This window comes from Chitinophaga sp. HK235 (genome assembly GCF_018255755.1).
Lineage (GTDB): Bacteria > Bacteroidota > Bacteroidia > Chitinophagales > Chitinophagaceae > Chitinophaga.
In genome coordinates this window covers 1,427,821-1,452,297 of sequence record NZ_CP073766.1, presented here as the reverse complement: position 1 = coordinate 1,452,297, position 24,477 = coordinate 1,427,821, and the positions used below count along the sequence as shown (strand labels likewise).

Below are 24,477 nucleotides of genomic sequence, written 5' to 3'. Positions count from 1 at the left end.
GTATATTAATGTTGAATTAGTTGGTGTTTGTAAAGTACTTTTTTTCTGGTTCTTCGTTAATATAAAGATGTGATATGTAGTAATAAAATATAAGGTTCACTTTTATCTATAAACCTCAAAGTATCATGCACCCAATAAGAACCCTTTTGCTGGCCGGAACCCCAGGGATGCCGGTAGAAGATAAAAACCGCGTAATAATTCTAAGCACCTTGAGTTTCCTGACTGTTGTGTTAGCTGGAACAATCGGAACGGGGATTTTCTTACATTCCCGGGACTATGGTATTCTTATCGCTGCATGGGCAGAGGTGTTTATTTTCAGTGGAATTATCTTTTTGAACCACAGGAAAAAGTATCTGGTGGCAGGTGCTTGTTTTATTCTGGTCAATAATATTGCTGTGTTATACTTCGGTTTGTTTCGGCAAATGGTTATAGAGGGAGAGCTGCTTACTATTTTTTTATGTATAACTGCGACACTGATCTTTAAACCGCTATGGCAGACGCTAATAGCCTGGGGGATATCCATTTCTATTATTGTTGTTATAATTATAACATATCAATTCAGGTTGGTAGAAATCAATCCTGTCAAAGCAGCAACGCTTTTTCACATTTTTGGTCTCTTTGCATTAGTTGTTATGATTCTCGTTGCTATATACTTTAGCAAAAAATATGACACTGATCTGAATCGGTCGTTGCAGCTTCTGAATAAAGCTTTAGGAGAAAAAAATGTGACGCTGGAAAAACGAACGGAGGAATTAAGTTTGGCTAACAAAAAGCTTGATCAGGCAAACGGAAATCTTCGTGTCTTTGCCCGCACCCTGGCCCATGAAATCCGTACAGAAATAGCGGTACAATTGAGTGTGGAGTCTACCGTTTTTACCCGGTTTAAAATAGCTAAAAGTGAAGGGCAGGATTTCTCAATTAATGGTAGTGAAGATGTTAAATTACTTACCGGGAAAATAAAAACATTGTATTCAACAACACTCCGCTTGTTGACAATGGTAAATAATGTCCTCGATATTGCTCGCGCAGAAGAAACGGGGAGTTCTTTTGATCTTAAAATAACCAGCTTTTCACTAATGGAATGGGCTAATGGGCTTACAGAGATGATGCAGCATGTCGCAGATGGGAAACAAATAAAAATTGTCACGAACTATGCTGCGAAATTGCCTGCATTAATTCTGTCGGATAGGCAAATGTTGGATAACGCAATTAAAAATCTACTGATAAATGCGGTTAAATTTAGCAAAGAAGGGAGTGTTGTAACTGTCAATATTTATCCCGGTATTACAGAAGAAGAAAAGTTATGTATTGAAGTAGTGGATCAGGGCCCCGGGATTTTAACCGATCAGATAGAGGAGATTTTTGAGCCTTTTGTAACAGAAGGTGGTGGCGGTACAGGGTTGGGATTGCCAATTGTAAAAAGTGCAGTAAAGCATCTGCAAGGTGATATACAGGTTGAATCAGAGCTGGATCGGGGAAGTTGTTTTAGAGTTATAATCCCCCTTATAGCAGGTAAAGAAGAGGATTCACCGGGCATAGCAGGCAAAACATATTTCTTAAGAAAGTTTGACGACAATCGGAAATTGCGTATACTGATAGCAGAGGATCAATTATTGATTCGACGTGCCATTTCTGGTCTATGCAAGGTATTACAATGTCAAACCATTGAGGCCGCTGATGGCAATGAGTGTCTCCGTGCATTCCTGTTGGAAAAACCAGATATAGTGCTCCTGGATGTTTCAATGCCGGGCATGAATGGTTATGAGGTACTCACTGCTATCAGACAACAGAAAGATTCAATGTTGGCGGAAACACCTGTCATAATAGTGACAGCTGATATGTCCCAATACCTAGTGTCGGAATTTGAGGGTCTTGCCCCGGATGGATACCTCCTGAAGCCTTGTACTATTGAGGAGCTGACCGATTGCCTGAATGTTACTATTAACAAGTTTCTTTTAAAACAGAAAACAGCGTGGACACTGCGCTGAATCAATACTTCTCAACTGACACTATTAAAATACTGACAGACACTATAGGTAAACTCACCTCAATTGATGAAAAAAAATTGCCTGCAATGAGATCTCATCAGGATTATTTATGACAGTGTCTTCTGTTGGGTCATGTGTAAACATCGCTGTCTGCGATACAACAGCAGTGTTGTTTCGACAGGCATCATTCCGTTGTAACAAGTCCGCGGAATATGTCTGGAATGTTTTTGCAGTTAACTAAAAATAGACTATTTTAGTAGTCTATGTCAATTTAGTGTAGTCTGGGAAATCCCTACGCTTTTAGAGTACGATTGACTTGTGACAACAAAATAACCAATAACCCTTAATCCTTAACCCGGTTTAACTATCAATGAAAATTTGGTTTGTAAATTCAATTTTATCGTAAACACAGTTTCATAATAATGATATGCCCCTTCAGGCTATTCATTAATTAAACTGCATTTTTTGCTTCCGGATAGTCCGGATAGCAAAAGCTTATGCTTTATACATACACCAATTGGTTATAGGAATAATGATTAAGTCCCTCTTAAGAACACTTAATGCCATCACACTATTCCAGTAAATAAGATTCCCTCAAAATGTAAATCTAATAGTATGCGATTAACTACGAAAAGTTTATGGTGTCACTCCTGTCATAGGAAGTCATTTTGTTGTTAGAACAGCACCGTTGTTACTTTGCTGGCATGCTGTAGCGCTGCCATTATGCCTTGTAAAGAGAGAATTGCATATAGTCTTTCACTTTTTATTTCAATTTAATCAGCGATGATCGGAAACATCAATACTTATAGACAATTGCCAATTGCTAAATCTCAAAAAAAGATCTTTTTGGAGTGGGCTGGAGCTTCTCAGAAAAATATTCATAATGTATTTCTGGTAAATAAATTAGTAGGTAAAATTGACCGCAATGCATTAAGAAAATCCTGCGGGATATTGGTTAACCAACATGAAGTAATGCATGCACAATATTCGGAAGATGGGAATACCTGTTATTATGGAGAATTTAGCATAGATGATTTTTATCAGGAATTGCCGCTTGATACAAAACATTCAGTTGAGTTACTAATCAATGAAAAGATAAATGCTTCATTTGACCTTACAAAAGGGCCTTTGCTGAAATGTTTCCTGATAGAAAGCCATGAACGGGAGTATTACTTTCTTTTCGTAGCACACCGTATTATCTGTGACGCTACTTCAATGCACTATTTCTTTAAAGAAATACAGAAAAGTTATAACGTTCTTTCTGATGGAGGAAACATCTCATTAAATATTGATAAAACTTTTTCGCAGGCAGTCGAAGCCGAACGTAACAATTTAAACGGGGATGTTGAAACAGCAGCTAAAGAATTCTGGCTGGATTATACAGCAGATGTACCGCTGCATCTCGATCTTCCTTACCGATCAGGCATGAACAATAGATTGGCTGACAAGTCCTGTGATGTTGTTGATTTTGGTTTGAGTAATACCCAAACAGCCCAACTAACAGCTTATATAAAAGAGAAAGGTTCCACTGCATTTGATGTTTTATTCGCATTGTATGGATTGGTATTGTCAAAATATACCAGTCAAAAGAGATTTGTGCTGGGTTATGTGGTAGATACCCGTGCGCAGGATTTTAGTAATGTCTTCGGGTGTTTTGAAAATACAATACACCAGAAATTTGAATTGGATACCATCGGCACATTTTCTGACCTGATAGCCGTCATAGGCGAACAACGTAAAAAGATTAAACAATACCAATACTATTCTTTAACGGATGTTGTAGGTCAAACCAGTGACGGGTGTAATGCAGGATTCGGACAAATATATTTAAATACCTGCCCGCTGAAATTAAAAGATCTGGAAGTTTCACCGGTTGATATTTCCCTGAACACTACAGTTGATGATGAGATCAGCTTGTTGTATGATGAAAATTACCCGGATGGTATCAAAGTTAAATTGGTGTACAGGTCTCATCTTTTTGATAAAGATTTGATAAGGCAGTTTACAGATGCTTTCCTGGATGCAGTCGATGAACTCATTAATAAAGGCGAAATCCATATTGACAACTACACTGTTCTCTCTCCGGAGGCATACCAGGAGATCGTTTATGGGTGGAACGCCACAACGAAGACATATCCAAAGGATATGACCATTCATCAGCATTTTGAAAAGCAGGTGCTGAAAAATCCAGACAATACTGCACTGATTTATGAAGACCAGCAGTTAAGCTACAGCCAGCTCAATGAAAAAAGCAATCAGCTGGCCCGTCATATCAGGGAGCAATACCGGCAAAAAACAGGGCAGGAGCTGAAACGGGATACCCCTATCGCCCTGTGCCTGGACAGAAGCCTGGAGATGGTGATAAGCATACTGGCCGTGCTGAAGGCAGGAGGTGTTTATGTTCCCATAGACCCTTCCTACCCACAGCAAAGAATAGACTTTATATTGGAAGACACCGGCGCAGCGATGGTGCTCAGCCACCGCAGTATCAGCGGGGTACATCTTCCGGAAGAAAAGGTACTTTATACAGACCTGACGGAAGTATGCTATCACAGCGGGGATACCGCTAACCTGCCGGCGTACAGTGCAGCGGGGGATCTGGCCTATATCATCTATACCTCCGGCACCACCGGCAAACCCAAAGGGGTAATGATAGAGCAGCATCAGGTATTATCATTTGCTGTTGACAATAATTTTATTGATTACAATAAAGCGGCCACCGTGGCGGGTATATCCAACTACGCTTTTGACGGTAGCATATTTGATATATTCTTCTCCCTGTTAAATAACAAAAAGCTGGTCATCATCCCTAAACATTGTTTACTGGATTTATCCCTGCTGGACGATCAGGTTGTTAAACATAATATAGATACGGCTTTTGTCACCACAGCGCTGTTTAACTCACTGGTGACCCACCAGTCACGCTGCCTGGCTGTTTTAAAACAAATACTTTTCGGAGGGGAAGCCTGTAGCATAGACGTCGTCAATGATTTTAAAAAGCACTTCCCGGAGACAGCGCTGATCCATGTTTATGGTCCCACTGAAAATATCGTTTATTCCAGCTATTGCCACTTAACAGATTACAACACAACAGATGTAGTGCCGATAGGGTCCCATCTGTCTGACAAGAAGCTGTATATCCTGGACACCGGTCTTCAGCCAGTACCAGTAGGAGTTACCGGGGAATTGTATATAGGGGGCGCAGGGGTGGCAAGAGGTTATCTCAACAATCCGGAACTAACAGCCGGACGCTTTATTACCGATCCTTTTGCCACTGAAGAAGATAACGCCAAAGGATATACGCGGTTATACAAAACAGGAGACCTGGTAAGATGGCTGCCTGATGGCAATATAGCCTATATCGGCAGAAACGATGAACAGGTAAAGATCCGCGGGTTCAGGATAGAGCTGGCAGAAATAGAGCAGGCGCTCCTGCAGATACCGGGCATTCTGCAAAGCTGTGTCCTGGTGAAAGAAAGACCAACAGTATCCGGTAGCGCTAAATATCTCGTAGGATACTATGTCCCGGACAGATCAGCTCCGGAAGCAGCTTCACTTACGCCGGCCCTCATATTGGATAAACTGTCGGAAACATTACCTGAATACATGCTGCCTGGTAGCCTCATGGGCATGGAATCTTTCCCGCTGACTATTAATGGCAAACTGGACAAACGTGCTTTCCCTGATCCCGACTTTAGTTTGGCGGAAACCTATGTACCGCCTGTTACTGACACCGAGATCGCTGTATGTAATATATGGGAGGAAACGCTGGGACTGGAAAGAGTAGGCCTCACGGATGATTTCTTTCGAATAGGCGGTAACTCTATCCTGGCTATACACGTGTCCCACAGAATGAATAAGGTATTAGGGGATGGAATAGGCTTTACAGCTGTTTTCAGGCACAGGACTATTGCGCAGCTCCTGCTCCATAGCCAGGGTGGGGTACAGGTCAGCATACCCCGGATCCATGAAAACCAGGTGGCGCTTTCTTTTGCTCAGGAGCGTCTTTGGTTCATTGAAGAGTACGAAAAAGGGACCAATGCCTATCATATACCGGCGGTGTATGAACTGGCAGGTACCACTAAGGTGGAAGGATTAAAATACGCGCTCAGGCAGATTGTTGCCAGACATGAAGTATTAAGAACCACCATACAAGGCAGAGACCAGCAGGGAGTTCAGATAGTACATCAGAGATCTTTGTCCGTTGAAGAACTACTGCTGACCGTCCACGACGATCTGGATGAACTGCTTGCAGAAGATATCAACCGACCCTTTGACCTGCGTAAAGAGTATCCGATACGGGCGAAGTTCTATAAGATCGAGGCAGATGATTCACCGGAAAGAACAATCCTGCTCATCAACATACATCACATTGCCAGCGATGGCTGGTCAACAGAAATATTCCAAAGGGAGCTATTTACCTATTATCAGGCATACATGCGGAAAGATAGTTCTTTCAGCCTGCCTGCTTTGGAAATCCAATACAAGGACTATGCCTTGTGGCAAAGGTCCTGGCTGACAGGCGAAACGCTGGACAGGCAGTTGAACTACTGGAAGAATAAACTCTCCGGTTATCAGCCTTTAGCCTTTCCTACCGACTATCCAAGACCCGACCGGATAAATTACGCCGGCTCCCATCAGGTATTTACGCTCAACAAACAGATAAGTGACCGGTTAAGGTCACTGGCCAGACAACACGGGGTGACATTGCACAGTGCACTGCTGGGCAGCATGAGCATTCTCCTGGGTAAATACACCGGGCAGGATGATATTCTGATAGGAAGCCCTATTGCCAACCGCCATTACAGACAGATACAGGACCTTATCGGCTTCTTTGTCAATACCCTGATCAACAGGACACAGCTAAGCAATACCCAAAGTTATGAGGAGCTGGTCCGGGAGGTCCATCAGCAGCAGATAGAAGCGCAGCAGCATCAGGACCTGCCTTTTGAAAAACTGGTCAGTGAACTGGGTGTAGAACGGGATCTTTCACGACATCCTCTCTTCCAGATTGCATTCGTTGTACAGCGCTTCGGCAGTGAAGTACCTGAGGAACAGCAGGACTATCTCAAACCTTTCAAAGGTATACTTTCCCACGAGGTGGAAAAATTTGATCTGTCTGTCTTTATAGATGACAGCAGTGAAGAGATTACAGGCCAGATCAGTTATGCCACCAGTTTGTTCCGGGAAGAAACCATCGCCCGGATGATACAGCACTATACCTACCTGCTGGATGCGCTTACACAGGCACCTGAAAAAGCATATAGCCGTATCAGTTTACTGTCACCTGACGAATATCAGGAGATCGTGTATGGGTGGAATGCCACTGAAAAGGTATATTCTACAGGAAAAACCATTCATCAGTATTTCGAGGAACAGGCTTCGGTATATCCGGATAATACGGCGTTAGTGTATGAAGACCGGCAGCTGAGCTACAAGGAACTCAATGAAAAGAGCAACCAGCTGGCCCGCCATATCAGGAAGCAATACCAGCAAAAAACAGGAACGGAACTACAACCGGATACGCTGATCGCCCTATGCATGAACAGAAGTCCGGAGATGATCGTGAGCATACTGGCTGTGCTGAAGGCAGGAGGGGCTTATGTTCCCCTGGACCCAGCCTACCCACAGCAAAGGGTAGACTTTATACTGGAAGACACCAGCGCTGCGCTGGTACTGAGCCTTCGCAGGGACAACGGGTTACAGTTACCGGATGAGAAAGTCCTTTATGCAGACCTGACGGAAGACCTGTATCTCCATGAAGATATCGCCAATCTTCCGTCGTACAGCTCAGCCGGGGATCTCGCTTATATCATCTATACCTCCGGTACCACCGGTAAACCCAAAGGTGTGATGATAGCCCATAAGGGGGTGATGAACCTGGTGTTTGTACAAAAAGACAAGTTGGAGATAACCCCGGCGTCGAAGGTCCTGCAATATGCTGCGCTGGTGTTTGACGCATCGGTGTGGGAAATATTCAGCGCTTTGACTTTAGGGGCTCAACTCATCATCGTTCCCGGTAACGTAAGACAGGACACTCAATTGTTGAGTGAGTATATCAATAAAAACCAAACAACAACAGCGCTGTTACCACCAGTCCTGTTAAACGTAATGTCTGCGTCTGGTTTACCTGGATTAAAAACACTGGTAGTAGGAGGTGATGTAAGTACTCCGAAACTGATGCAGGAATGGAGCCAGGGACGGCAGCTGGTTAATGCATACGGTCCCACAGAGAATACCGTTATTGCCAGCATGCATGTGTATTCAGAAGGCGACCTGCATACGAACATAGGCAAACCTATTGAAAATGTTAAGTTGTATGTCCTGGATGCCAGCCATCAACCGGTGCCGGTGGGTATTACCGGTGAATTGTATATAGGAGGTGCAGGCGTAGCCAGCGGTTATCTCAACAACCCTGAGCTAACAACAGCACGCTTTATTGACAACCCTTTTGCCACTGAAGCTGACAACGTAAACGGCTATACGCGACTATATAAAACGGGAGATTTGGTAAGATGGCAGGCTGATGGCCATCTGGAATACATCGGCAGAAACGATGAACAGATAAAGATCCGCGGTTTCAGGATAGAGCTGGCGGAGATAGAACAGGCGCTCCTGCAGATACCTGGCATCCGGCAAAGCTGTGTGCTGGTAAAGGAGCGGGCTACAACCTCCGGCAGTGCCAAATACCTCGTGGGATATTATGTTCCGGATGCAGCTTCCATTACGCAGGGCTTTATAGCAGAGCAGTTGTCTGAGGTATTACCCAGCTACATGGTGCCTGATAGCCTGATCGCTATGGAATCCTTCCCCTTGACCATTAACGGTAAGCTGGATAAACGCGCCTTCCCTGATCCCCGCTTTAATGTTTCGGAAACATATGTCCCCCCTGCTACCGATGCAAAGATAGCCTTATGCCGTATCTGGCAGGAATTGCTGGGACTGGAAAAGGTAGGTATCACGGATGATTTCTTTAAAATAGGAGGTAACTCTATCCTGGCCATACAGGTTTCTCACAGGATGAATAAAGTATTGGGGGTTGAAATAAGTGTGGCAGATGTGTTTAAGCATAAGACCATTGAACAGCTCCTGCTCCATACCCTGGGCGAGGCACAGATTAATATCCCCCGGACCCATGACAATCAGGCGGTACTTTCCTTTGCCCAGGAACGTCTTTGGTTTGTCGAAGAATACGAAGAAGGAACCAATGCCTATCATATACCAGCAGTGTATGAACTGGCTGATACCACTAAGGTGGAAGGATTAAAGCATGCACTCAGGCAGATTGTTACCAGACATGAAGTATTAAGAACGACGATACAAGGAGGTGTTCAGACCGTTCATCAGAAATCTCTGGCCATTGAAGAGACACTACTCACCGCTCAGGACGATCTGGATGCACTGCTTGCAGAAGATATCAACAGTCCCTTTGAGCTGCGGAAAGAGTACCCTATACGGGTGAAATTCTACAGGGTCCAGGCAGAAGATGCCGCCACAGGTCCCTTCTCAGAGAGAATAGTCCTGCTCATCAACATACATCACATTGCCAGTGATGGCTGGTCAACAGAAATATTTCAAAAGGAATTATTTGCCTATTATCAGGCATACATGCGGAAAGATAGTTCCTTCAGCCTGCCTGCTTTGGAGATCCAGTACAAGGACTATGCCTTGTGGCAAAGGTCCTGGCTGACAGGCGAAACGCTGGACAGGCAGTTGAACTACTGGAAAAATAAACTCTCCGGTTATCGGACTTTAGCCTTACCGACTGACTATCCAAGGCCGGACCGGATGAATTACCACGGCGCCCACAAGATGTTCACCCTCAACAAACAGATAAGTGACCGGTTAAGGTCACTGGCCAGACAACACGGGGTGACATTGCACAGTGCACTGCTGGGCAGCATGAGCATTCTCCTGGGTAAATACACCGGGCAGGATGACATTCTGATAGGAAGCCCTATTGCCAACCGCCATCACAGACAGACACAGGATCTTATCGGCTTCTTTGTCAATACCCTGATCAACAGGACACAGCTGAGCAATACCCAAAGTTATGAGGAGCTGGTCCGGGAGGTCCATCAGCAGCAGATGGAAGCACAGCAGCACCAGGACCTGCCTTTTGAAAAGCTGGTCAACGAACTGGGCGTGGAACGGGACCTTTCACGGCATCCCCTCTTCCAGGTTGCATTTGCGGTACAGCGCTTTGGCTCCAAAGTTCCTGATGAGCAGCAGACTTATCTCAAACCCTTCACTGGCAGACTTTCGCATGAAATAGAAATATTTGACTTGTCTGTGTTTATGGATGATAGTGGTGAAGAGATCACAGGCCAGTTCAATTATGCCACCAGTTTGTTCCGGGAGGAAACTATTGCCAGGTTGATACAACACTATATCTACCTGCTGGATGCGCTTACACAGGCACCTGAAAAAGCGTATAGCCGTCTCAGTTTGCTGTCACCTGACGAGTATCAGGAGATTGTTTACGGGTGGAATGCCACAGAAAAGGTATATCCTACAGGAAAAACCATTCATCAGTATTTCGAGGAACAGGCTGCGGTATATCCGGATAATACTGCGTTGGTGTATGAAGACCGGCAGCTGAGCTACAAGGAACTCAATGAAAAGAGCAACCAGCTGGCCCGCCATATCAGGAAGCAATACCAGCAAAAAACAGGAACGGAACTACAACCGGATACGCTGATTGCCCTGTGCATGGAGAGAAGTGAGGAGATGATCGTGAGCATACTGGCTGTGCTGAAGGCAGGAGGGGCTTATGTTCCGCTGGACCCAGCCTACCCGCAGCAAAGGATAGACTTTATACTGGAAGACACCGGCGCTGCGCTGGTACTGAGCCTTCGCAGGGACAACGGGTTACAGTTGCCGGAAGAGAAAGTTCTTTATGCAGACCTGACGGAAGACCTGTATCTCCATGAAGATACCGCCAATCTTCCTGCGTACAGCTCAGCCGGGGATCTCGCCTATATCATCTATACCTCCGGTACCACCGGTAAACCCAAAGGTGTGATGATAGCACATGAGGGAGTGATGAACCTGGTGTTTGTACAAAAAGACAAGCTGGAGATAAGCCCGGCGTCGAAGGTGCTGCAATATGCTGCGCTGGTGTTTGACGCATCGGTGTGGGAAATATTCAGCGCTTTGACTTTAGGAGCCCAACTCATCATCGTTCCTGGTAACGTAAGACAGGACGCTCAATTGTTGAGTGAATATATCAATAAAAACCAAACAACAACAGCGCTGTTACCACCAGTCCTGTTAAGCGTAATGTCCTCCTCCGGTTTACCGGGATTAAAAACACTGGTAGTAGGAGGTGATGTAAGTACTCCGAAACTGATGCAGGAGTGGAGCCAGGGCCGGCAGCTGGTCAATGCATACGGTCCCACAGAGAATACCGTTATTGCCAGCATGTATGTGTATTCGGAAGGCGACCTGTATACGAACATAGGCAAACCTATTGAAAATGTTAAGTTGTACGTCCTGGATGCGAGCCATCAACCGGTGCCGGTGGGTATTACCGGTGAATTGTATATAGGAGGTGCAGGAGTGGCCAGCGGTTATCTCAACAACCCTGAGCTAACAGCAGCACGCTTTATTGACAACCCTTTTGCCACTGAAGCGGACAACGCCAACGGCTATACGCGGATTTATAAAACGGGAGATCTGGTAAGATGGCAGGCTGATGGCCATCTGGAATACATCGGCAGAAACGATGAACAGATAAAGATCCGCGGTTTCAGGATAGAGCTGGCGGAGATAGAACAGGCGCTCCTGCAGGTACCCGGCATCCGGCAAAGCTGTGTGCTGGTAAAGGAGCGGGCTACAGCCTCCGGCAGTGCCAAATACCTCGTGGGATATTATGTTCCGGATGCAGCTTCTATTACGCAGGACTTTATAACAGAGCGGTTGTCTAAAGTATTACCCAGCTACATGGTGCCCGATAACCTGGTCGTGCTGGAATCATTTCCGCTAACCATTAACGGTAAGCTGGATAAACGTGCCCTCCCGGATCCTGACTTTAATACGGCGGACGCATATGTGGCTCCTGCTACTGAGCTGGAAGATAAACTGTGCCAGATCTATGGGGAAGTGTTAGGGCTTCCCGGCGAACAAATCGGTATCCATCAGAACTTTTTCAAAATAGGTGGCAACTCAATACTGAGTATTCAGCTGAAAAACAAGCTTCATCAACTGGAAGAATTCAAACATATCGGGGCCGCAGATGTGTTTAAATACAACACCATTCACAAACTTATTGAGAGTGTCCGGGGCGATGTTCAAACCTCCTATAAGCTGCAAAACAATACACCGGGAGAAAGCCATGAAATTGCCATTATCGCTGTTTCAGGGGCCTTTAGCGGAGTAGATAGTGTGGATGAGCTCTGGCAAATCGTCTCCAGCCAGCAGGAGGGGCTTCGGTTCTACAGTAAGGACGAATGCCAGGAGTTACAGGTGAACGAGGCATTATTGGAAAATCCTGATTTTGTCCCGGTAGCGGGTCAGGTGAAAGATATTGAGCTGTTCGATCCTACGTTCTGGGAGCTTTCACCCAATGAGGCCAGACAGCTGGACCCACAAATCCGGAAGTTCATAGAACATTGCTGGTTTGCACTGGAATCCTCCGGCTATGCGCCTGAACGCAGGAAGCACAACATTGGCGTATTTGCAGGCAGTGGGGAAAGCCACTATCTGCAAGGCCGGGTGCAGCACGATGGTATATCAGCCCAGGCAGCTGCATGGGAGTCCTTTGCATCCAATAGTAAACATGCCCTGACCACTAAAACAGCTTACCTGCTGGACCTGTCAGGGCCTGCCACTTCTATCCATACCGCCTGCTCTACGGGCCTGGTGGCTGTAGTAGAGGCCTGCCAGAAATTGCAACTGGGCGTATGTGATATGGCGCTTGCCGGCGGGGTGACACTGAACATGCCGGACCAGATAGGCTACCTGTACGAGGAAGGAATGATCGAGTCCATGGATGGACATTGCCGGACTTTTGACCGGGACTCATCCGGTACTACCATCGGATCAGGCGTAGGCGTGGTGTTGCTGAAACGGCTGAAAGATGCAGTGAAAGACCAGGACCATATTCTTGGAGTCATCAAGGGGTATGCCACCAATAATGACGGCGCCCGGAAAACCGGTTATACCGCTCCCTCTGTAATAGGCCAGACGGAATGTATTATCAACGCTCAGCGGATGGCGGGGATAACGTCAGACCAGATAGATTACGTGGAGTGCCACGGTACGGCTACACAATTAGGCGACCCTATAGAAGTGCGGGCATTAAAAGAAGCCTTTGCATATAGTCAGCCCAGGAAAAAGGGCCCGGCCCACAAAACGGTACTGGGGGCTGTTAAAGCCAACATTGGCCATACAGATACTGCTGCCGGTACAGCAGGGTTGATTAAAGTATGCGCTATGCTTCAGCATAACATAATACCCGGACAGGTTAATTTTAATACACCTAATCCTGAACTGAAACTGGAGGAGACCGATTTTGAGATTATTAAAGAAAACAGGCCATGGTTGCCCGTTCCAGGCAGACAGCGCCTGGCAGGGGTGAGTTCCTTCGGTATCGGTGGTACCAATGCGCACGTGATTGTAGGAGACTATACTCCTGATACACCCATGCAGGAAACAGATCCGGCCCAGGATGAGGCTGTACTGCATATTGTTCCTGTATCGGCCAAAAGCCGGCAGTCGCTGGAAAATTACAAACAGGCATTGATAAAAACCTGTGAAGCCAATCCTTTATTAAAGATTAACGACATCGCCTATACGCTGCAGGAGAAACGGGAACACTTCCAGCACCGGAGTGCCTATTGCGTAAAAAGTACTGCTGAACTGGCAGACAGATTAAAGCAGGATACCGCTTATGGTCAGGCAGGAGGGACAAGTGAAAACAAATTGGTATGGATGTTCTCCGGTCAGGGCGTACAATATGTAAACATGGGCAAAGCCTTGTACGAGCGTGTGCCTTCTTTCAAAAACACAGTTGATTATTGTATATCCCTGGCTAATCATCATCTGGATGCAGACCTTTATAAGGTTATCTATACTGAAAGTGAATCTTCACCGTACGATATTAATGAAACCAGGTATACGCAGATATCCCTGTTCATTATTGAATATGCACTGGCCCGGTATTTAGAGCAACTGGGCATCAAAGCAGATGCCTACATCGGGCACAGCATCGGAGAATATGTGGCAGCTACTCTGGCCGGGGTGTTCACACTGGAAGATGCTATCAGACTGGTCATCGCCAGAGGCAGGTTAATGCAGGAGATGGAAGCCGGAAGTATGCTGGCCATCAGCGCCAGGGAAGGAGTGGTAAAAGCAACTATTGCACAGCATCATTGTGAGATAGCTGTTATTAACTCCATAGAAGATATCGTTGCTTCCGGCCACACAAAAGACATCGATAGCCTTCAAAAGACATTGGAAAATCAAGGGATTTCAACTGTCAGGTTAAATACTTCCCATGCTTTTCATTGCAAGCTGATGGATGGACCGGCTACAGCATTTAAAGAAGTATTCAGGGATGTAAGGTTAAGGAAACCTGCCAAAACTTTCATCTCCAACCTGAGCGGAGCCGTAGCTAAAGATGAAGTTACCCATCCGGAATATTGGTGTAGCCAACTTAGAAATACAGTGCAGTTTGCAGGAGGGATAACGCACTTGATCGGGCTGTACAATCATCAGGTGAATTTTATAGAAATAGGTCCTGGTAAAGGGTTGTGTTATTTTGTAGGTAAGTACCAAAAAACTTATCCGGCTATCCATACCCTTTCTCTTTTACCTGCTGCAAAAGATGCCAATGATGTTTACCAGAATCCGGATTCCGGAGAAAGTATTATTGCTAAACTGTGGATGAACGGGATTATTCAGCAACCTAATAATAGTAAGCTGTTCAGACAGGCAACAGCGCTGCGCAGTTTACCGGTCTATCAGTTTAGTCATCAGAGATGCTGGCTGGAGAAAGCGAATGCTCAAGCTGTTCAGCAATTTAATTCGCTCGAAGAGCTCTTTTATGAACGAACATGGGAAAGAACGGATTTAAATGCAAGCCCCGGCACTACCGCGGGAATCGCCAACAAGAATGTGGTGGTGTTCATCAATGATCGTTCGATAGAAAAAAGTGGAAGCGCTGAGCTGCTTCAGCTGTTAAGGAAGCATAACAACAATGTAAGTTATGTTGTCCATCAACAGGAGAATAATATTCATCCGGAAGTTATTGTCGATTTTAGCGACAGGTCACAGGTAGTAGCCATCCTTCATGAAAAAACGAAGGACAAACCACTGGACCTGGTGATATATGTCTCTCCCGGTATAGACCTGGCTTTCCCTGCACTGGATATTATGGCGGTGCGGAATGTATTTTCCTGGTCAATAGAATCCGGAAACAAAATTCCAAAGTTTGTTTCTGTCTCCTTTGATAATTATGAAATCCTGGGAAATGAACGCAAACAGGAAAAACCATCCATTGTATATGGTGTTACAAAATCCCTTCCCGGTGAATTCCTGACATTGGAGACCAACGTTTTCCATCTGGACTTACCGGCAGGTGAAGGTAACTACGAAAGTAGCCTGCTGCTTGCCCTGGAAAAGAATGATGACAGAGACCTGGTTGTTGTAAGGGGCAAGTACTGCTGGAAGCCATCCTACAGACAGGTACAGCTTTCCGGCAATCAGACTGCGTCTGAGGATAGTGCCGAAGAAAAAGAGCAGGTGTTTTTAATTACAGGGGGATTGGGTGCTGTTGGTCACGCCTATGCTTCCCACCTTACCAGAAACGAAAGGAAAAGTACCATCATATTGATTGGCCGTACAGCTGTATCAGATTTGAAAGAAGCGTATAAATCCAGACTGGATGGTCTCAACAATACGCATCACCGCATTATCTATTCGTCAATAGATATTGGTCAGGCAGACGCATCTTCCCAACTGGCAGCGATTTTGGAACAATATGAAATCAATGCTGTAGATGTGGTGCTGCATGCTGCCGGTGTTGCCGCTAAAAGCCTCCTGGAAGGGAAAACACATGAAGATATAGAACAGGTGGTACATCCAAAAATTGTTGGATTTGAAAACCTCCTTAAACTTACCGCTACCGTCCGTATAGATAAACTGGTATGTTGCTCTTCATTGACCAGTATTCTGCCTTCAGTGGGAAATATGGAATATGCAGCAGCAAACATGTATCTGGATGAAGTCAGCTTCAGTAATCATCCTGGTGTCAACTCCATACTGACGGTTAATCTGAATCAGATCTCTGATGCGGGTATGGCGTTTGATTTTTTAAACGAACGTGCAACCAGGTTGGGCAAAACGTCCAATTCAATTAAGAGCGATGAATTCCCTGGTATACTGGAGACGTTGATGCGCTTTAAGGAAAAAAACAATATTGTCCTGTCAAGGTATCATTTTGATGGAAGTTATGCATCCGGTCTCAAAACAGTAAATACCCCCGTCGATGTTAGCAAGGATAAAAATGACATCAGACTGTTGGATGAAGATTATACTGACATACAATATCAGGTAGCGCAGATATTTGGGGAAGTGCTTGGGGTAGAACAGGTTTCCATTCATGACGACTTCTTCAAAATAGGCGGTAACTCTTTACTGGTCATCCAGCTGAAAAACAGACTTAATCAGCTGAAGGAATTCAAACATGTAGGGACAGCAGACCTGTTTAAGCACAACACCATTCAGAAGCTGGTGGAAAGCATCCGTCAGGATGCAACCACAAGCTATAATCTGCAAACCAATACCCGTCAGGGCGATAGTCGGGAAATAGCTGTTATCGCAGTGTCGGGGGCCTTTAGTGGAGTAGCCAACGTAGATGAGCTATGGCAGATCATCTCCAGCCAGCAGGAGGGTATCCGGTTCTACAGCAAAGAAGAATGCCAGGAACTGCAAGTGGATGAATCATTGCTGGAGCATCCTGATTTTGTACCGGTGTCAGGCCATGTGAAAGATATTGAGCTGTTTGATCCCCTGTTCTGGGACCTTTCTCCCAATGAGGCCAAACAACTGGACCCGCAGATCCGGAAGTTTATTGAACATTGCTGGTTTGCACTGGAGTCTGCCGGCTATGCCGCTGAACGAAGAAAATGCAGTATCGGTGTATTTGCAGGAAGTGGTGAAAACAACTATTTACAGGAACATATTCTGCCGGAACAGGCTTTAGGTGTGATCGGTTCATGGGAGGCATTTGTATCCAACAGTAAACATGCTTTGGCCACTAAAACGGCCTATCTGATGGACCTGTCGGGGCCTGCCAATTCTATCAATACCGCCTGCTCTACCAGTCTGGTTACCATAGCAGAGGCATGTAAAAGCCTGCAGTTGGGCGCCTGTGATATGGCGCTGGCAGGTGGGGTGACACTGGATTTACCAGACCAGGTAGGCTATCTGTACCAGGAAGGGATGACTCATTCCAGGGACGGCCACTGCCGCACCTTTGACCGGCTGGGCGGTGGTACCACCACCGGTTCAGGCGTGGGTGTGGTATTACTGAAACGACTGAATGATGCTATTGCAGACCAGGATCAGATTCTGGCGGTTATCAAAGGGTATGCAACCAATAATGACGGCTCCCGGAAAACCAGCTATACTGCGCCATCTGTAATAGGTCAGACAGAGTGTATCATCAACGCCCAGAAGATGGCCGGCATCACATCAGACCAGATAGATTATGTAGAGTGCCATGGTACCGCCACGCATTTAGGCGATCCTATTGAAGTGCAGGCATTGAGAGAAGCCTTTGCGTTTAGCCGGTCTGAACAAAGAGACCCGGCACGCAAAACCGTACTGGGGGCTGTTAAAGCGAACATCGGTCATCCTGATGCCGGCGCTGGTGTAGCAGGATTGATTAAGTTATGTGCCATGCTTCAGCATAAGATAATGCCCGGCCAGGTGAACTTTAATACGCCTAATCCTGAATTGAAGCTGGAGGAGAGCAGTTTTGAAGTGCTCAGCGCAAACAGGCCCTGGTTAACCGTTTCGGGCAGACAACGTTTGGCCGCGGTGAGCTCCTTCGGTGTTGGCGGTACAAACGCGCATATGATTGTAGGAGAATATGTCCCTGATATATCAACACCATGCACAGATTGCGCCACGGACAATGAATCGCTGCATATTATCCCGGTTTCCGCTAAAAGCCGGCAATCGCTGGAGAACTATAAACAGGCACTGATAAAAGCCTGTGAGGCCAATCCCTTATTAAAGATTAACGATATCGCCTATACGCTGCAGGAAAAACGGGAACATTTCCAGCACCGAAGCGCCTATTGTGTCAAAAATACAACTGAACTGCTGGACCGGTTGAAGCAGGATACTTCTTACGGGCAGGCCGGTTCCGCAGATGAAAACAGGATGGTGCTGATGTTCCCTGGTCAGGGAGTACAATATGTAAACATGGCCAAAGCCTTGTATCAGAATGTACCCTCTTTCAAGGAAACCGTAGACCACTGTATATCCCTGGCTAACCGGCATCTGGATGTTGACCTTTATAAAATCATCTATGCTGAGGATGAATCCTTACAGTATGATATCAATGATATGCGATGGGCGCCCATATCCCTGTTTATCATTGAATATTCACTCGCCACGTACCTGGAGGAACTGGGTATCAGAGCGGATGCCTATATCGGGCACAGTTTGGGAGAATATGTAGCTGCTACTTTAGCCGGTGTGTTTGCGCTGGAAGATGCCATCAGACTGGTGGTGGCCAGAGGCAGCCTGATGTGGGCCATGAACGCCGGTGGTATGCTGGCCATTAATGCCAGAGAAGAGAAGGTGAAAGCCATCGTTGCACAACATAACTGTGATATAGCGGTGGTTAATACGGTGGATGATGTGATTGCTTCCGGAGCAGAGAAAGATGTGGACCGCCTGCAAAAAGCCCTGGAACAACTTGAAATTCCTGTGATAAGGATCAGCATTAATGTGGCCGGTCATTCCAGGATGATGGATGATACGGCGGCGAAATTCAAAACATTATTCAGGGATATAAAATTAAACAAGCCTGCGAAACCTTTTATCTCCAACCTGAGCGGTGAGATCGCTACCGATGAAGTAGCGACCCCGGAATACTGGTGCAAACAACTTAGAAACACAGTACGGTTTGCAAAAGGCATTGACAGCTTAAGCAAACAGTATGGTCATAAGGTGAGTTTTATTGAAATAGGTCCAGGTAAAGGATTGAGCTACTTCGTTGGTAAATATAAGGATGCCAATAACTACCAGTCGCTGAATACCCTGTATCTGTTGCCCTCTGCCAAAGAGGCCAATGATGCTTATCTGAACATGGATTCCAGGGAAAATATTATTGCAAAACTCTGGATGAATGGAATCATTCAGCAGCCCAATGAAAGCCATGTATTCGAACAGGCAACACTACTCCGCAGTTTACCGGTTTATCAGTTTAATCATCAGAGATGTTGGATAGAGAAAACAAAAAGAAAAGAAAAGGAAAATGCTTCCACTGATGAGTTGAAGATGCTTTCGAAGGAAAAATGGTTAAGTACGCCGGTATGGTCTGCAGTGTCGAATTTGAATAAAGCCGCCGTAAAGGATGGGAAAAAATTCAACCATACGCTTGTATTGCTGAGAGAAGATCAGCTGGGCCTGTATGATTTTACGTTGCTGTCACAGGAGGTTCAGCTGGTAGTGCTGAGTAAAAAGAATGCTTCTGCGGATAACATCGAAGCCGGCAAACTGATAACGCTTAACCCTGAAGAGGAGCGGCATTTTGAAAAACTGGCTGCATACATCAAATCCAAACGGATCGTATTCGACGCGATCATTCATGCGACATCGATAGATAATGATGCAGACATGGACCAGGCGCTTTACAACAGTTATTATTCACTGTTCCTGGTCCGCCACCACCTGTTAAGGGTGATGGATACTGAAAATCTGATCGTCCTGACCAATGGCCTGGCGCAAATCACCGGCGAAGACAGAATATCTCCTGCTAATGGGACCATGATGGGTGCCATCAGAAATATTAACCATGAATTTCTGAGTATGGATGCCAGGATAATCGATATCGGGGATGCCGGACATGTAACTGCTGCTGTGGCTCAGATCTGGAACAATAGTAAGTACCATAAATCCGATGAGCTATTGGCTGTCCGGTTCGGAAAGTTATGGACCGAGGGTCTTGAGAGCATCAGTAACACTTTTACCGAAGAAAGTCTCATCGCGGATGGGGATGTAATTCTCATTACCGGTGGTCTGGGAAATGTAGGGTTGGCAGTTGCTGAACATATATCCGGTCACCACCGTGTGACGTTTATCCTCGTAAGCAGAACCAATATCTATAAGCATACCAATCCATCTGAAACGACTAAACGAAAGATAGCGGCCATAGAAAGGATCAGGAATAATGGTTCAGTTGTGGAGGTGCAGCCTGCGGATATTTCCAGCCCTGAAGAAATAAAGATCATGCAGGAAGCGGTCCGTCAGCGATATGGCAATATAACAGGGATCATTCATACAGCGTCAGGAACCATTGTTGACCTGGATGATTACAGCCTGGCAGCCATGAAAGATGCCTTTAAAGCAAAAGTTTATGGTATCGATAACGTGCTGAACGTCCTGGAACTGAGCGAGGTTAAGTTTGTTGCTTCTACTTCTTCACTGGCAAGTTTGCTGGGTGATGTGAACAGAATTGAATATTGTGCCGCCAATGCTTACCTGGATTATCTGTCAGTAGATAAAAAACGCTTCCCGGGTATTAAATTCATCGCAGCGAACTGGAATGCCTGGCAGGTTGATAGTATTGAAACGGGTGCATTACAAGGCCTGGAGAAACTCATGTATTCAAATGGTGCCAGCCACGAAGAAAATGCGGCGCTGTTTTACCGGTTGATAAACCAGACCAGTTACGAACAGGTGGCGGTATCCGGATTGGACCTGCAACAATTAAAAAGAGAGTTGTTCAAACCAATCATTCCACAGACAGTTATCAGTCAGATAGACATCCTGGAAAAAGAGTATTCAGAAGCGGAATACCAGGTAGCCCTGATATTTGCTGAGTTGCTCGGCATGGAACAGATCTCTTTGCATGATGACTTCTTTAAGATCGGCGGCAACTCCATTCTGGCCATACAGGCTTCCCACAAAATAAACAAGGTATTGGGAGTTGAAATAAAGGTAGCGGATGTATTTAAGCACAGGACCATCGCACTGCTCCTGCGCAATAGCAAAGGCCAGGCGCGGATCAATATCCCCCGGACCAATGACAGTCAGGTGGTGCTTTCTTTTGCCCAGGAACGTCTTTGGTTTATTGAGGAATATGAAGGCGGAACCAATGCCTACCATATACCAACCGTGTATGAATTAGTGGATGTCACTGCGTTGGAAGGATTCAAATATGCACTCAGGGAGATCGTTGCCAGACATGAAGTGTTAAGAAGTACCATAGAAGGTAGGGAACATCAGGCTATTCAGATAGTGCATGAGAAGCCATTGGCGATGGAGGAAGTTGTGCTGTCCGGCCAGGACACGCTGGAGGCAATGCTGATAGAAGATATCAATCGTCCTTTTGATCTGCGGCATGCATACCCGATACGGGTGAAGTTTTACAGGATCCAGACGGAAGGCATGGATGAAAGAATAGTGATGCTCATTAATATGCATCATATTGCCAGCGATGGCTGGTCAATGGATGTATTCCAGAGAGAGCTGCTGGCTTATTGCCAGGCATACATGCGGAAAGATGCGTCCTTCAGTCTGCCTGCTTTGGAAATCCAGTACAAGGACTACGCCCAATGGCAAAGATCATGGCTGACAGGAGAAACACTGGACCGGCAGCTGGGCTACTGGAAGGACAGACTGGCCGGCTATCAGACTTTAGTGCTGCCTACTGACAATCCAAGGCCCGACCGCATAGATTACCGGGGAGGGCATCAGGTATTTACACTCAATAAGGAGATCAGTAACAGGTTAAGGACCCTGGTCAAACAACAGGGTGTGACATTGTATAGTGCACTGCTGGGGGGCATTAATATCCTTCTGAGCAAATACACCGGACAAAACGATATTCTGTTAGGAGGTCCGATCGCCAACCGCCATCACAGGCAAACACAGGACCTTATCGGTTTCTTTGTCAATACCCTGGTCAGCAGGACGCTGCTGGACAATACCCAAAGCTATGAAGCGCTGATCCGGCAGGTACACCAGCAGCAGATGGATGCACAACAACATCAGGACCTGCCTTTTGAGAAACTGGTCAATGAACTGGGCGTGGAAAGAGATCTTTCCCGGCACCCGCTCTTCCAGGTGGCATTCGCGCTCCAGAGTTTTGGCAGTAAAGCGTTCGATGAACACCAGATATCTCTCAAACCCTACGAGGGCGTGTTTTTACACGAGGTGGAAAAATTTGACCTGTCCATTTTTATGGATGACAGCAATGAAGAGATCACAGGTCAGATCTGTTATGCCATCAGCTTGTTCCGGGAAGAGACTATATCCAGACTGATTCAGCATTATACCTACCTGCTGGATGTACTTACACAGGCACCTGAAAAAGCATATAGTACCTGCTGCTTATTGTCGCCGGAAGAATACCAGCAAATCGTTTACGAGCGGAATGCTTCAGCCAGGGCATATCCCGGCGATATAAACCTTTATCAGCATTTTGAAGCGCAGGTGCTGAAAAATCCGGACAATATTGCATTGGTTTATGAAGACCAGCAGTTAAGTTATCATCAGCTCAATGAAAAAAGCAACCAGCTGGCCCGCCATATCAGGGAGCAATACCGGCAAAAAACAGGACAGGAACTGAAAAGGGATACCCTTATCGCCCTGTGCCTGGACAGAAGCCTGGAAATGGTGATAAGCATACTGGCCGTGCTGAAGGCAGGCGGGGCTTATGTTCCCATGGATCCTTCCTACCCGCAGCAAAGAATAGACTTTATATTGGAAGACACCGGCGCAGCGATAGTGCTCAGCCACCGCAGGATCAGCGGGGTACACCTTCCGGAGGAAAAGGTGCTTTATACAGACCTGACGGAAGCCTGCTATCACAGCGGGGATACCGCCAACCTGCCGGCGTACAGCGCAGCCCATGACCTGGCCTATATCATCTACACCTCCGGCACCTCCGGCAACCCCAAAGGGGTAATGATAGAACAGCATCAGGTATTATCATTCGCTGTTGACAACAATTTTATTGATTACGATAAAGCGGCTACGGTGGCGGGTATATCCAATTACGCTTTTGATGGAAGCATATTTGATATATTCTTCTCCCTGTTAAATAACAAAAAGCTGGTCATCATCCCTAAACATTGTTTACTGGATTTGCCCTTGCTGGATGATCAGTTTGTTAAACATAACATAGATACGACCTTTGTCACCACATCGCTGTTTAACTCTCTGGCGACGCATCAATCCAGATGCCTGGCTGTTTTGAAACAAATATTTGTCGGCGGGGAAGCCTGTAGTATTGACATTGTCAATGATTTTAAAAAGCATTTCCCGGAGACATCGCTGACCAATGCTTACGGCCCCACTGAAAACATTGTTTTTTCCAGCTATTGTCACTTGACAGATTACAACACAGCGGCCGTAGTGCCGATAGGCTCTCATCTGTCTGATAAGAAACTGTATATCCTGGACACCGGCCTTCAGCCGGTACCGGTAAATGTTATCGGGGAACTGTATATAGGAGGAGCAGGGGTGGCGAGAGGTTATCTCAACAATCCTGAACTAACAGCCGAACGCTTTATTGACAATCCTTTTGCCACAGAAGAAGATAACGCCAAAGGATATACGCGGTTGTACAAAACAGGAGACCTGGTAAAATGGTTGCCTGATGGCAATATCGCCTACGTCGGCAGAAACGATGAACAGGTAAAGATCCGCGGGTTCAGGATAGAGCTGGCAGAAATAGAACAGGCGCTGCTGCAGGTACCGGGCATTCTGCAAAGCTGTGTTCTGGTGAAAGAAAGGCCAACAGTATCCGGTAGCGCTAAATATCTCGTGGGCTACTTTGTCCCGGACAGATCAGCTCCGGAAACAGCTTCACTTACGCAGGACCTCATATTACATAAACTGTCAGAAACATTACCTGAATACATGCTGCCTGGTAGCCTCATGGCCATGGAATCCTTCCCGCTGACGGCCAACGGTAAACTGGATAGACGTGCCCTTCCTGATCCTGAATTTAATGTGACGGAACAATATGTTCCGCCGGTTACGGATACTGAGATAGCATCATGCGGGATCTGGCAGGAAGTACTGGGACTGGAAAAAGTAGGGACCACAGATGATTTCTTTAAGATTGGTGGTAACTCTATTCTGGCCATACAGGTTTCTCATAGGATGAGCCGCGCATTGGGGGCTGAGATAAGCGTCGCGGATGTGTTTGTGGCAAGAAGCATTGGTAGTTTGTTGCGGAACGTCACCATGTTGACAGTCGGCGAAGAAAATATTGAAAAAGAATTTTAAAATATCA

General features: G+C 46.0%; 2 protein-coding genes. Both read left to right on the top strand.

The window, feature by feature from the left end; genetic code table 11:
• The first annotated feature begins 125 nt into the window (after positions 1–125).
• On the top strand, positions 126–1,988 hold the full coding sequence (locus KD145_RS04300; RefSeq protein ID WP_212004675.1) for a hybrid sensor histidine kinase/response regulator: 1,863 nt from the start codon (positions 126–128) through the stop codon (positions 1,986–1,988).
• Positions 1,989–2,771: 783 nt separating this feature from the next.
• On the top strand, positions 2,772–24,470 hold the full coding sequence (locus KD145_RS04295) for a non-ribosomal peptide synthetase/type I polyketide synthase (protein ID WP_249219737.1): 21,699 nt from the start codon (positions 2,772–2,774) through the stop codon (positions 24,468–24,470).
• Positions 24,471–24,477 lie beyond the last annotated feature (7 nt).